This is a genomic window from Acidobacteriota bacterium, assembly GCA_034211275.1.
GTDB lineage: Bacteria > Acidobacteriota > Thermoanaerobaculia > Multivoradales > JAHZIX01 > JAGQSE01.
On record JAXHTF010000189.1, the window covers coordinates 1 to 13,007 of the forward strand.

Consider the following 13,007-nt stretch of genomic DNA (forward strand, 5'->3'; position numbering starts at 1 on the left):
ACCAGTGTGGTGAGGGAGCGGGATCCGAGGATGGCCCCCTGGCCACCGCAGGACCCGACTCCCCGAGCACCCCGCGCTGAAGCTCCCGTGGTCCAGGGCCAGAGTTGTGTTGAGCAAAGCACCCAGAAATCTCAGCCTGCTAAAGTCCTCCCATGGAGCAGGAAGGCGTCATCAAATTCAGCGCCCAGCATCGACGCGCGACCCTCGAGCCTCGCCGCTACGGAGAGCTCGCTTGTGCCCTCATCGCCTGGCGGGAGATTCTCACCGGCACCGGGCTGGTGGGACAGGATCCGCGACGTTATGAGGGCTACGGTTTCGGCAACGTCAGCGGCCGGGTGGGGCCACCGGCGGCGGCGCGGGGGCGGCGGTCGTTTCTCATCACCGGGACCCAAACCGCCGGGCTTCGCTGCATCGGTCTGGGGGATTTCTGCGTCGTCGACACCTACGACGCGGAGCGTAACCAGGCCATCAGCCATGGCCTGGTGATGCCCTCGTCGGAGTCTTTGACCCACGGCGCCCTCTACGACCTGGGGCCGCAGATCCGCTTCGTCTTCCACGGCCACGGCCCGACCCTCTGGCGGCAGGCGGCGGAGCTGCGGATTCCTACCACCGACCCCGACGTGCCCTACGGCACCCCCGAGATGGCGCGGGAGGTGCGCCGACTGTTCCGCACCGGGAGCCTGCAGGAAACCCAGATCCTGGCCATGGGCGGCCACGAGGACGGCATCGTGGTCTTCGGCCGCAGCGCCGAGGAAGCAGGGCAAGTGCTCCTCGGCCAACTCGCCCGCGCCTACCAGCGCCAATGCGGCCTGGAGCGGGGACTCTGCCGCCCCTGACGGCGTCAAAGCTCACCGCAGGCCCCAGCCTCAGCAGAGTGCTGGCACAGAGGCCGTCGGCCCAAAGCATCCAGCCTCAATGCTTGCCGAAAGTCTTCTCCCCAGCGCGGATCGCTATCTTCAGCTTATTCTGCGGCGGCGGCAGCGGACAGGTGGCGTAGGGGGTGAAGACGCAGGGCGGGTTGTAGGCCCGGTTGAAGTCCACCACCACCCGGCCGTCCTGGGGTGCCTCGGTGTAGAGGAAGCGGCCGCCGCCGTAGGTCTCCCGGGCGTTGGTGCTGTCACCGAAGACCAGGAAGAGCGATTCCTGCGGATCCCCGGTGGCGTCGAGGCGGAAGGTCTCCCCGTCGTACTCGAAGACCACGGCGCCGGGGGAAGCATCGCTGAAGGTCCCTCCTAAAGCGTTGGGAATCTCCACCGGCTTGGGCGGATCGTAGGGCTCGAAACGGGCGTCGAAGCGGTAAGCGGGATCCACCGGGAAGCGCTCGATGCCTTCGAAGCTCGCCAGCAGCGGGCTCGCGTGGTCGCGGACGCGGATTCCCATGCGCCCCTCGCGGTCGATGACATAGAAGCGCAGGGTGTCCAGGGCGAGAATGGTGGGCTCGCCGGTGGCGTCACTGGCCAGCTCGCGCTCCCCCGCCGGCTGGCCGTCGACGGTGATCGGCCCCTCTTCCCTGGCGACGGAATCCGCCGGGACCAAGGTCACGACGCCGTCTTCGAGACGGAAGACCCCCGCCACCGGCGGCGCCGGAGCGGGAAACTCCAGGTCGTTGCCTTCATCGGAGCCAAAGGTATTTTCTCCCTCCTCCAGCCAGAAGAGCCCCACCAGAGTCAGCCAGCCGTCGGGCTGGCGCAGGCGCTCCAGCCGCTCCTCGTGCCAGGCGTCCACCTCCTGCCGATGGGCCTCTTTCTCTTCGTCGGTCATCGCGGCGGTGCTCTCCATCTTCGAATCTCCCTCGTCCTTCGATCCTCCGCCGCAGGCCACGCCCGCCAGCAGCAAGCCGGCGATCAACAGAGTCAACAAGGTTCTTCCGGTGGCCTCCTTCAGACCCAGAACACCTTGCTCGAATTTGCCCAGCATCGCATCTCCTCCCTCGCGGCCCTGGCGGCCCGCCGGTTCGGCGAGCTCCGCAGCCAGATCTCGATAGTACGTCAGGGATCTTACGCCAGAGATCCTACGCCAGGCTCCGGCTCTCCTCCACCCTCTCCCTCCCTTGAACGACCTAGCCCCAAAGAGAGGGTTAAGATGAAGAACCGAATTCGACCCCTATCGCGGATTTCAACCTCGCTCGGGAGATTGCCATGATCGTCACCTGGCTCCTGCTCGGTCTCGTCACCTTTGCCACAGCCCTGCCGGCTCAGGCCGCGCCACCGGCGCCCATGTCCACCTCGATGGTCGCAGCGGGCGACAGCTTCGAGACCTGGGCGACGGGGCAGACCCTGCGGCTGGACCTCTTCCATAGCGGCACCTTCCATAGGGGCACCGCCGGCGAAGAGCATTTCGCCATCGACCGCGTGCGCCGGGAAGGAGCCTGGCCCGGGAGCGTCGTGCGGCTCCTCGACGACACCAACCTGGGCAAGTACTTCCTTCGGGTGGTCGACCCCAACACTCAGCGAACCCTCTACAGCCGCGGCTTCGCCAGCATCTTCGGCGAATGGGAGACCACCGGGGAGGCCCGCGGCGGCACCTGGGGCACCATCCACGAGAGCGTGCGCTTTCCGGAGCCCCGCAACCCGGTACAGGTGGTGATCGCCAAGCGCTCGGGGAACGGCACCTTTCAGCAGATCTTCTCCACCCTGGTGGATCCGGCCCACCGCTCCGTCGACCGCTCGCCGCTCCCCGAGGTAGGCGAGCTCTGGACCCTGCGGGACAGCGGCCCCGCCGCCACCAAGGTCGACCTGCTGATCCTCGGCGACGGCTACACCCTGCAGAAACGAGACAAATTCCTCGCCGACGCCCGGCGCGCCGAGGCCGCTCTCTTCGCCAGCGAGCCCTTCAAGAGCCGCGCCGGGGACTTCAACGTCCGCGCCTTGCACCCACCGTCCCAGGATTCGGGAGTCACCGACCCGCGGGCGAAGGCCTGGCACAACACCCCCCTGGGCTTGAGCTACAACGCCTTCGATTCGGAGCGCTACGTGCTCACCTTCGCCAATCGTGAGCTACGGGAGATCGCCGCCCAGGCGCCCTACGACGCCCTCATTCTGCTGGGCAACAGCCGCAAATACGGCGGTGGCGGCATCTTCAATCTGTGGACCACCGCCGCCGCCGGCAGCGCCGAGGCGGACTATCTGGTGGTGCACGAGTTCGGCCATTCGTTTGCCGGGCTGGGGGACGAGTACTACACGTCCCAGGTCTCCTACGAAGATTTCAACCCGCCAGGCGTGGAGCCCTGGGAACCCAACATCACCGCCCTGCTGCCGGGGAGGCCGCTGAAATGGAACCACCTGAAGGCCGAGGCCACGCCGGTGCCAACGCCCTGGGAGCAGGAGGATTACGACGAAATCTCCCTGGCCTATCAGCGGGAACGCCAAGCCCTGCGGGAAGCCGGTGCCTCCGAAGAGCGCATGGAGGAGCTCTTCGACAAGGTCCGGGAGACCACCCGGCCACTCCTCGACTCGGAGCGCTACGCCGGCGAGGTGGGAGCCTTCGAAGGCGCCGGTTATCAGGCCAAGGGCCTCTACCGCCCGCAGGCGGATTGCATCATGTTCACCCGCAACCCCAAGGACTTCTGCGCCGTGTGCTCCGAGGCCGTGAGCCGGGTGATCGATCTCTACGCTCACTAATCCAGAAGTCCCGGGGCGGGGCGACCCATCGAGATCAGAACAAGGCCCCAGCTCCTGATCCCCGGGACGCAAGGGCCATCAACACTTGCCATCAACACTTGCCATCAACACTTGGGTACCACCTACCTAAACCTGCATGAACAAAGGATTCTCGCCACCACCAACCGCATCACCCGCCCCTCGATTCTCGAATCAACACTTGGGTACCACTCCCGGAAGCGCCCCCCGAAAGCGCGATCGGTAGCGGGTATGATGCCTGGAGTTCCTGCAGCGAAAATCGTTGGGTGACTCTACCCCCACGGTCTTCTCGCCCCATTGGCTCGACTTCCATGCATCTCCTCCAACGTCTAGCCCAATACCGCCAACGCACAGCGGTAGTTTGTGCCGAGGGGAGCTTTTCCTATGGACAGCTGGAGGACGCAGCGGGTCAGCTGGCGGCGGCCGTGCGATCGCGGCTCGGGGAGGCCGCCGCCGGCTCCCGAGTGGCCTTTCGGGTACCGCCGGGCTTTGGCTACGCCGCGACGCTGTTGGGCATCTGGCGCGCCGGAGCCATCGGGCTACCCTTGGCCCTTTCCTATCCTCGCGGCGAGCTGGCCTATGCCCTGGGGGATGCGGACGTCGCACTGGTCCTCGACCACTCCGGTGGCTCGCCGAACCTCCGTGAGGTGTCGACCGAGCAGCAGCGCCCGTGGGTCCTGTGGGACAAGCTTCTGGCGGAGGCGGGCGAGCCGGCTGGGGATCTCCTGCCGTCGGAAGACGATGCCGCCCTCATCCTCTACACCAGCGGCAGCACCGGACGGCCCAAAGGAGTGGTCCACACTCACAGCAGCCTCGCCGCCCAGATGACCAGCTTGGTCGAAGCCTGGCGGTGGTCGCCGGCGGACCGCATTCTCGGGGTCCTCCCACTGCACCATGTCCACGGCCTGATCAATGTCATGGGCTGTGCACTGTGGTCCGGGGCCTGCTGGCAACCGCTGCCGGCCTTCGACGCCGCCGCGACCTGGCGCCACCTGGCCCACTCTCCCCTCACCCTCTTCATGGCGGTTCCCACCATCTACCGCCGGCTGGTGGCGCATTGGGAGGAGCAGGACGAAGCGATCCGGCGGGAGCTCAGCGACGGCGCCGCCCGGCTGCGGCTGATGGTCTCCGGTTCCGCGGCTCTGCCGGTACCGCTGCTGGAGCGCTGGAGGCAGATCACCGGCCACACCCTGCTGGAACGCTACGGGATGACCGAGATCGGCATGGCTCTGTCGAATCCCTTGGAGGGCTGCCGAAGAGCGGGGACCGTGGGAAGGCCGTTGCCGGGGGTGGAGGCGCAGGTGGTGGACGACGCCGGCCAGCCCCTGAACCAAGGCAGACCCGGAGAGCTGTGGGTCCGCGGTCCCGGGGTCTTTCGCGAGTATTGGCGCCGCCCAGAGGCTACCGACGACGCCTTTCGGGACGGCTGGTTCCGCACCGGCGACGAGGTGGTGCTGGAAGACGGCGCTTACCGCATCCTCGGCCGGCGCAACGTCGACATCGTCAAGACCGGTGGCTACAAGGTCTCGGCCCTGGAGGTGGAGGCGGTGCTGCGCGAGCATCCGGCCGTCGCAGAGTGTGCAGTGGTGGGGCTTCCGGACGAGGAATGGGGCGAGCGGCTGAGCGCCGCCGTCGTGCTCCGAAGCGACCGAGAGAGTCTATCCCTGGAGGAGCTGCGGGATTGGGCTCGCCCTCGGCTGGCCCCTTACAAGCTTCCCCGCTCGCTGACACTGCTACCGGAGCTCCCCCGCAACGCCCTGGGCAAGGTGGTCAAGCCTAGGCTGACAGAGACGCTGGCGGAGAGCTGACGGCTTGGCCCGAGCCGAGTTGATCCTTAGAATGGTTCTTGTGCGCCCTCGGTCTCCTCATCGACCAAGCGATGCCAGCCTACTCTTGCTAGTGTCCTGCTCATCCATCTGATCGCCTGCCATCCCCAACCCCGATTCCTCAGGAGCGACCATGACCGATACCGATCTCTACCGCCAGCACCTGGAGACTTTGGACGGCTATTTGCGCGAGGCCCTGTTGCGCACCGAGCGCGACGGGATGAGCCTGGAGGGGGTGGTCTTCCACGCGGGGGTGGAGCGCACCTACCACGCCGACGACGAGCACATCCCCTTCCGCTCCACCGGCCATTTCCGCCGCTGGGTTCCCCTGGACGGCCCCGACCACGTGGTCGTCGTCCGCCCGGGCCAGAAACCGCTGGTGATCGAGGTGCGGCCGAAGGATTATTGGTACGACCCGTCCCCGGCGCCGGAGTCCTATTGGCAACAGGCGGTGGAGCTGCGGGAAGTCGAGCGTTTCGAGCAAATTCCCCAGATCACCGGATCCCTCAAGACCATGGCCTACGTCGGTGAATCCTCCGCCGCCGCCGAGGCTCTGGAGATTCTGCCCTCGCTGGTGGAGCCGCGGGCGCTGATGAATCTTCTCGATTGGTTCCGCGCCTACAAGACCGAGCACGAGGTCTCACTCATCACCGCCGCCGGCGAGGCCGCCGCCGCCGGCCACCGCGCCGCCCGGGACGCCTTCCTGGACGGCGCTTCGGAGCGCGTGGTCCACTGGCGCTATTTGGAGGGAGCCGGCGCCCTGGACCGCGAGATGCCTTTCCCCCCCATCACCGCCCTGGATGAGAAGTGCGGCATTCTTCACTATCAGCACAAACGGGGCTCCGAAGCCGCCCCCGGCAAGGTGCTGCTGATGGATGCCGGCGCTCAATGCGACGGCTACGCTTCCGACGTCACCCGCACCTGGACCAGCAACGACGCCGACGAGCTCTTCGTCGAGCTGCTGCGCGGAGTCGATGCCCTGCAGCGCGAATTGGTGGCGCAGGTGGTGCCGGGAAGGAGCTTCGTAGACCTTCATTTGGATGCCCATCGCCGCGTCGCCCAGCTGCTGGCGAGCACCGGTGTGCTCAAGGTAGACGCCGACGACGCCGTCGACCGGGGCATCACCAGCGCCTTCCTACCCCACGGCCTCGGCCATCACCTGGGCACTCAAGTTCATGACGTCGGCGGGCATCAGGCGACGCCGGAGGGTGGCACCGTCGCGCCACCGGAGGCTCACCCTTTCCTGCGCAACACGCGCAAACTGGAGCCCGGCCACGTGGTCACCATCGAGCCCGGGCTGTACTTCATCCCCATGCTTCTGGAACCCCTGCGCCAAGGTCCCAACGCCGAAGTCCTGGACTGGCAGCTGGTGGACCGGCTCCTCCCCTGCGGCGGCATCCGCATCGAGGACGACGTTCTGTGCACCGCCAGCGGCCCCCGAGACCTCACCCGCGACCTCATCGAAGGCCCCTGAGGTCGGGGTTCCGGCCAGGCAAGCTCGAGCCCTACTCCTCGACGCCGCCGTAGATCGGCAGCTCGTCGCTGAGCACTCGCTCGAAGATCAGCGAGGTCTCCACGTGAGCCACTTCCGGCCGCGTGGTGAAGGAGGCCAGCACTAGATTCCTCAGGTGGTCCGAGGAACGCACCGCCACGTGCACCAGGAAGTCGTTGGCGCCGGCGGTGTGGTAGAGGCTCACCACTTCCCGCAGCCCCAAGACGTGCTCTCGGAAGGTCTCCACCAGGTCCAGGGAGTGCCGGTTGAGGCGCACGGCCACCATCGCCTGGATCACCACGCCCACGGAGGCCGGATCGAGCTCCGCGTGAAACCCGCGGAGCACGTTGTCCTCATACAACCGCCGCACCCGCTGCAGGCAGGTGGAAGGAGCCACCCCCACCCGCCGGGCGAGCTCTTTGTTGGGCAGCCGAGCATTCTTTTGCAACGCCTCCAGAATCTCGCAGTCGATTCGGTCGAGCTCTCTCATGCAGACCCCTCGTCGAATTTTATTCAGCAGAAGAAATTTTTCCCGCTGAAGATTCTATGCTGGAGCCATGGATAACAACAAGATTCGACACCGAGGCTCTTCCATCGACACCTCCGCCGTCCACGGCGGCCGCCGGGATTTCGCCCAGCTGGGGGTTCACGCCCCGCCCCTGGACCTCTCGACGACGTATCCTCTGTCGGATCTCGGGGCAGCGACGGAAAGTATCGACGCCCTCGCCAGCGGCGCTCCGGAGGCGCCCAACCCGATTTACTCGCGGCTCTACAACCCGACGGTGGCGCGCTTCGAGGAAGCCCTGGCGGAGCTCGAGAGGGCGCCCCAGGCGGTAGCCTTCGCCTCCGGCATGGCGGCCCTCACCGCCTGCCTGCTGGCGGCGCGGCAGCACGGCACCCACGTGGTGGCGGTGCGCCCCCTCTACGGCGGCAGCGACCATCTGCTGGCCAGCGGGCTGCTGGGCATGGAGGTCACCTGGGCTGAGCGCGACGGCATCGCCGACGCTCTGCGGGAGGACACCTCCCTGGTGATCGTCGAAACTCCCGCAAACCCGACCCTGCAGCTGGTGGATCTGCGGCAGGTGGTGGCGGATGCCGGTTCGGTACCGGTGCTGGTGGATTCCACCTTCGCGACCCCGGTGCTGCAAAATCCCATGGAACTGGGCGCCCGCATGGTGCTCCACAGCGCCACCAAATTCCTCGGCGGCCACGGTGATGTCCTCGCCGGCGTGGTGGCTACCGACGAGGAATGGGCCGCCGCCCTGCGCCAGGTGCGGCTGGTCACCGGCGCGGTGCTCCACCCCCTCGGGGGCTATCTGCTGCACCGCGGCCTCACCACCCTGCCGGTGCGGGTGCGGGCGGCCCAGCAGGGCGCCCAGATCCTGGCCCAGCGACTGCTCGAGCACCCGGCGGTGACCCGAGTCTTCTACCCCGGCCTCCCCGGTTGCGACCCCATGGGCCTTGTAGGCACCCAGATGCGCGGCCCCGGCAGCCTCATCGCCTTCGACGTCGCCGGCGGCCTGGAAATGGCCGCCCGCACGCTCCGCAGCCTGCGCCTGATCACCCCGGCGGTGAGCCTGGGCTCCACCGACACCCTGATCCAGCATCCGGCAGGACTGACCCACCGGGTGGTGAGCGAGGAAGGCCGCCGAGCCGGCGGCATCGACGACGGCATGCTGCGCCTTTCGGTGGGCCTGGAAGACCCCGAGGACCTCTGGCAGGACCTGCGCCTGGCTCTCGACTGCGCCCTCGAGCTGGCCGACACTCCGCCGGTGCGAGCGGTGGCTGGGGCCTAGCTCGGAACGAGCCAACGCCCACAACGACCTGAGTCAGAGCGGTAGGGGCGACCCTCGTGGTCGCCCTTGCCGAGAGCCCATCACGATCGAGGGCAGGCACTAGGCCTGCCCCTACACATGGGCCGAGACTGCATCTCATCCGGCCTTGTTTCCACGGCTCACCCTCGAGGGCCTATTTCCGTCTTTGCGGGTGATTCGGAGAAGCATCCACGGCTGCTAAACTCGTTCCCGTGAAACGAGCCCAACGCCGCGTCTTCTCGCCGCTCCTGAGCCTGCTGCTCTTGAGCCTCCTCGCCGTCTCCGGTACGGTTCCTGCCATGGCCGATAGCTCCATGGATGACCGACAGGGCTTGGATGCCGCCTCGGTAGCGCGCTTCGCCGAGCTGGCGCTCTCCTGCGTGCATCAGGAGTACCCCAACAAGATTGCCCACGTGCTCCAGAGCGACGAGGATGTCCAGCCGCCGCGGGAGCTGACGCCGGCGTTCTACGGCTGCTACGACTGGCATTCGTCGGTGCACGGGCATTGGCTGCTGGTGCGGCTGGCGCGGCAATTCCCCGAGGCTTCGTTCGCTGAGAGCGCCCGCAAGGCAGTGGCCCAGAGCCTGACGCCGGAGAACATCACCGCCGAGGTGGCCTATCTGCGGGGAGCCGGGCGGACCTCCTTCGAGCGGCCCTACGGTCTGGCGTGGCTGCTGCAGCTGGCGGCGGAGCTGCGGGAGTGGAGCAACGACGAGGACGTCGCGGGGTGGTCCCGGGCGCTGGAGCCGCTGGAAAAGGAAGCCGCGGATCGCCTGCGGGAGTGGCTGCCCAAGCTCACCCATCCCATCCGCACCGGCGAGCACTCCCAAACCGCCTTCGCCTTCGGCCTGGCGCTGGATTGGGCGCGCATCGCGGGGGATGAGGGTCTAGCGCGGTTACTAGAAGAGCGTTCCCGGGAGCTCTACCTCCAGGATCGCCATTGCCCGCTGAGCTACGAGCCTTCCGGGCAAGACTTTCTGTCCCCGTGCTTGGCGGAGGCGGATCTGATGCGGCGGGTACTCGACCCACCCCGCTTCGCCGCCTGGCTGGGAGCCTTCCTCCCCGACCTCCCTCTGAAGCAAGACGACGAGTGGCTGCCGCCGGCGGTGGTCACCGATCCCAGCGATCCCAAGCTGGCCCACCTCGACGGCCTCAACCTGGCCCGGGCCTGGATGCTCGAAGGCATCTCCGCCGGCCTGCCCACCGAGGATCCCCGCCGGCCGGTCCTCGACGCCGCGGCGCTCCGGCACCGGGATTCCGGCCTGGCGGCGGTGACCGGCGAGCACTACGAAGGTGGCCACTGGCTGGGAAGCTTCGCGGTCTACCTGGTCACCGGCCGCGGCCTCCCCTGAGACCCTCGAGTTCCCCCGAAGAGAGACCTCAGAGCGAGCGCTTCGGCGGCAAGAGGACGTTGGCGATGAGCAGACCGGTGACCAGGGCGATGGCCACCAGGCTCACCGAGAACGCCGTCTGCACGCCGGTGAGGGTGTCCCGCTCGATGAGCGCCGCCAGCCCGCGAAAGCCCAGGCTGCCGGGCACCACCAGCATCAAGCCGGGGAGCTGGGTGTTGGCGGAAGGGCGGTCCAGCAGGCGGGCGTAGAGGTTGCTGCCCATGCCCAGCAGCACCGCCGCCACCATCGCTCCAAGCTCCGGCCCCAACCACTCGGTCCCCAAGCGGCCGCCGGCGATGGCGATGGCACCGGCGGTGAAGATCCAACCGACCTCCCGCGGGTGGGCGCGGAAGAGCACGGTGAAGGAGAGCGTCGCCACCGCCAGCGCCGGCAGCTCGGTCCACGGCGGCAGCGGCGTCGGGGTCGCAGCGGCGGGCGAGCCCAGGAGCTCCGCCCCCAGGGTGCCGCCGAGGGCGACACCGAAGCCGAGGGTGATGAAGACCAGCGCCGCCCCCGCAAGGCGGGAACCGCCGGAGACCAGGTTGCGGGTGGCCAGCTCCGAGAGCGCAATGGTCAAGCTGAGGCCGGGGAGCAGCACGATGAGCCCCGCCAGAGTGATCAGAAACGGCGATGCCGGCGGCATCCCCGGCAGGGTGACGAAGACCGCCGCCAGGAACGAGGCCACCACCGCCGACACCGGCTCCAGCAGACGCCCGGTGGTGGGGGAACGCCCCGCCACCAGCGCCAACAATCCCACCAGCAGACCGATGCCCGCGGCGCCGACGATCTCCGCCCACCCGCCGTGGAAGAAATGCGCCGCCGAGCCTGAGGCGAGGGCAAAGGAGAGGGTGGTCACCAGGGCCCCGTAGCGCGGCCGGGAGTCGACGATGGCATCCACCTCCTCCGCCGCTACGGCGGGAGAGAGGGTGCCGCGGATGACCCGCCCGAGCACCGCGTCGAGGCGCGAGAGCTTCTCCAGGTTGGCCTCGCCGGGCTCCACCCGCAGCAGCGAGGTGCGCCGCTGGCGGCCGGTACCCAGGGAGGCGAAGAGGGCGGTGGGAGTGGAGAAGAACTGCCCCTCGAGGCCCAGCCGGCGGCTGACCCGTACCAGAGCGTCCTCCAGCCGGTGGGCCGGGCAGCCGTAGGCGTGGAGCGCCTTGCCCAGCTTCTCCACCAGCTCGACCCCCTCCGCCGGCTCCTGGCCCTGCAGGGTCTCCTGGCTCGGGAAAGGCTCCGGAGCTCCTTGAATGAAAGGGACGAGGCGGCCGGCGCTCTCCAGGAGAGGCTCTTCGTGAGATGGGGTCAGATCGCTGGTGGAAGTGGTCTTCATGGCTCTTCTCTCGGCTAGCGCCCTTGCGGCGGATGCGCGCTCTTTCGGCGGATGCAAGGCGCTCAAGGTACAAAAAGCCCCGCGCGGCAAAAGCAGCGCGGGACTTCTTGGGAGATCCTAACAGCTTTGCTTCCCAGGTCAACGCTCCCCGGAGTTCCAGGTACGGGGCGCACGGGGAGGCCTCGTGGTATCTTCCGGCCGCCGAACCACCGGGAGCCCCATCATGAAACGTCGTCCATCTCGCAGCCCTTCGTCCTTCTCGACCCTCCAATGCCAGCTCGTCGCAGCGCTGGCGCTGGTCTTGCTGACGGCCCCCGCCGACGCTCAAATCAACACCGAGCGCCTGCGCCTGGGAGCCGAGGAGTCGGGCTACAGCGGTCACTTCGATCTCTCCCTGGCGCTCCGCGACGGCAACACCGACGTCTTCTCCATCGGCACTGGCTTCCACCTCCAGCACGCCGTCCTGGAAGTGCCGCCGACGCCGGAGGACGCCCACGCCAGCGAACAGGCGGTGGCCACCGCCGCTGCCGGAACCCCGTCGGGGGCCGACGCCCTGCCGGAAGAAGCGGTGGAGGAAGAGATGGAAGCCGCCGACGCCGACCCGTACACCAAGCGCCTGATCTTCCTCGCCAGCAACTACAGCTTCTCCGAGGAAAACCAGGAGCGCTCGGTGAACGACGGTTTCGCCCACCTGCGCTGGGTGCGCAAGACCCGCCCCGACTTCGGCGTCGAGACCTTCGTGCAATACCAATTCAACGAGTTCTTGCGCCTCGACACGCGCTACCTGGTGGGAGCCGGCCTACGCTTCGGCCTGTTGATCCAGAAGCAGCGGGAAATCTTCGCCGGCACCGGCTATATGTACGAGTACGAGAAGCTGGATTCGGAGGAGGTGCGCAGCGGCGAGGAGCTGGAGTCCCGCAACCATCGCTGGACCAATTATCTGAGCTTCAAGATGGGTTCCGCGGACCAGCGCCTGAGCCTGGTGAGCACCACGTACTTCCAGATCAAGATCGACGAGGTGGAGGATTTCCGCATCCTCGAGGAGGCGGAGTTTCAGGTCAAGCTCACCGAGCGGGCGCGGCTGGGCTTGAGCCTCTCGGTGCTCCACGACAACCAGCCTCCCCTCGGCGTCGAGGAGACCGACCTCCGTCTCCTCAACCGGATTCGCTACACGTTCTGAGGGTCTTCCTCGGGGGCACTATCCAGCGAGCCGCCTTCTTCCAAGGAACCGGACAGCATCCGAAACTCCTCCTCGAAAGCGGCGACCAACCGCTGGGGATCGGGAACCAGCTCGACGTCCGTATAGACGCCGACCCGCACCGTGCCGGCGAAACTGAGGATGGAGATGCCGATGCCGATATCGGCTCGTTGGGGGACCCAGAAGACCAGCTCCCGTACCCGGCGACCGGCGATGTAGAGCTCGTGGGCCGGGCCGGGCACGTTGGTCACCACCGCCGAGCATTTGTTGGCCAGGAAGTCGATGAGCCGGCGACTGATGCCCAAGGGCAGGGTCTTG

11 protein-coding genes are annotated in these 13,007 nt (G+C 67.6%); 7 read left to right on the forward strand and 4 right to left on the reverse strand.

All coding sequences use genetic code 11. The features are described 5' to 3' along the window. Nucleotides 1–152: 152 nt before the first annotated feature. A complete protein-coding gene (locus SX243_21055; protein ID MDY7095473.1) occupies nucleotides 153–836 on the forward strand; it encodes a class II aldolase/adducin family protein in 684 nt (227 codons plus the stop codon). Between the two features lie 76 nt (nucleotides 837–912). Here SX243_21055 and SX243_21060 read toward each other — a convergent pair whose 3' ends face one another. Then, nucleotides 913–1,917 (reverse strand): DUF1684 domain-containing protein, encoded by a 1,005-nt coding sequence (locus tag SX243_21060; protein MDY7095474.1) that lies wholly within the window; start codon nucleotides 1,915–1,917, stop codon nucleotides 913–915. A 221-nt stretch (nucleotides 1,918–2,138) separates the two neighbouring features. On the opposite strand from SX243_21060, the gene SX243_21065 reads away from it, so the two are divergent. The 3 genes from SX243_21065 (at nucleotide 2,139) to pepQ (ending at nucleotide 6,938) form a co-directional block, all read left to right on the forward strand. Then, the gene (locus tag SX243_21065) at nucleotides 2,139–3,620 is read left to right on the forward strand and encodes a M64 family metallopeptidase (protein MDY7095475.1); all 1,482 of its coding nucleotides are present in this window, start codon (nucleotides 2,139–2,141) and stop codon (nucleotides 3,618–3,620) included. A gap of 329 nt (nucleotides 3,621–3,949) precedes the next feature. Continuing rightward, on the forward strand, nucleotides 3,950–5,446 hold the full coding sequence (locus tag SX243_21070; GenBank protein MDY7095476.1) for an AMP-binding protein: 1,497 nt from the start codon (nucleotides 3,950–3,952) through the stop codon (nucleotides 5,444–5,446). Between the two features lie 151 nt (nucleotides 5,447–5,597). Then, nucleotides 5,598–6,938, forward strand: coding sequence for a Xaa-Pro dipeptidase (gene pepQ, locus SX243_21075; protein MDY7095477.1), 1,341 nt, complete (start codon nucleotides 5,598–5,600; stop codon nucleotides 6,936–6,938). Nucleotides 6,939–6,969: 31 nt separating this feature from the next. On the opposite strand, the gene SX243_21080 is transcribed toward pepQ, so the two are convergent. Continuing rightward, on the reverse strand, nucleotides 6,970–7,446 hold the full coding sequence (locus tag SX243_21080; protein ID MDY7095478.1) for an Lrp/AsnC family transcriptional regulator: 477 nt from the start codon (nucleotides 7,444–7,446) through the stop codon (nucleotides 6,970–6,972). Between the two features lie 67 nt (nucleotides 7,447–7,513). Between SX243_21080 and SX243_21085 the strand changes: the two genes are divergently transcribed. After that, complete coding sequence (locus tag SX243_21085; GenBank protein MDY7095479.1) at nucleotides 7,514–8,752, forward strand: PLP-dependent aspartate aminotransferase family protein; 1,239 nt, start codon at nucleotides 7,514–7,516, stop codon at nucleotides 8,750–8,752. Nucleotides 8,753–9,069: 317 nt separating this feature from the next. Next, nucleotides 9,070–10,122 (forward strand): DUF2891 domain-containing protein, encoded by a 1,053-nt coding sequence (locus SX243_21090; GenBank protein ID MDY7095480.1) that lies wholly within the window; start codon nucleotides 9,070–9,072, stop codon nucleotides 10,120–10,122. A gap of 28 nt (nucleotides 10,123–10,150) precedes the next feature. On the opposite strand, the gene SX243_21095 is transcribed toward SX243_21090, so the two are convergent. After that, entirely contained in the window at nucleotides 10,151–11,491 is a 1,341-nt protein-coding gene (locus SX243_21095; GenBank protein ID MDY7095481.1) for a threonine/serine exporter family protein, read from the reverse strand. Between the two features lie 223 nt (nucleotides 11,492–11,714). Between SX243_21095 and SX243_21100 the strand changes: the two genes are divergently transcribed. Next, on the forward strand, nucleotides 11,715–12,671 hold the full coding sequence (locus SX243_21100) for a DUF481 domain-containing protein (protein MDY7095482.1): 957 nt from the start codon (nucleotides 11,715–11,717) through the stop codon (nucleotides 12,669–12,671). On the opposite strand, the gene SX243_21105 is transcribed toward SX243_21100, so the two are convergent. Continuing rightward, the coding region (locus SX243_21105; protein MDY7095483.1) for a WSD1 family O-acyltransferase at nucleotides 12,659–13,007 on the reverse strand (349 nt) is incomplete at its 5' end. The two genes, SX243_21100 and SX243_21105, sit on opposite strands and share 13 nt — an antisense overlap.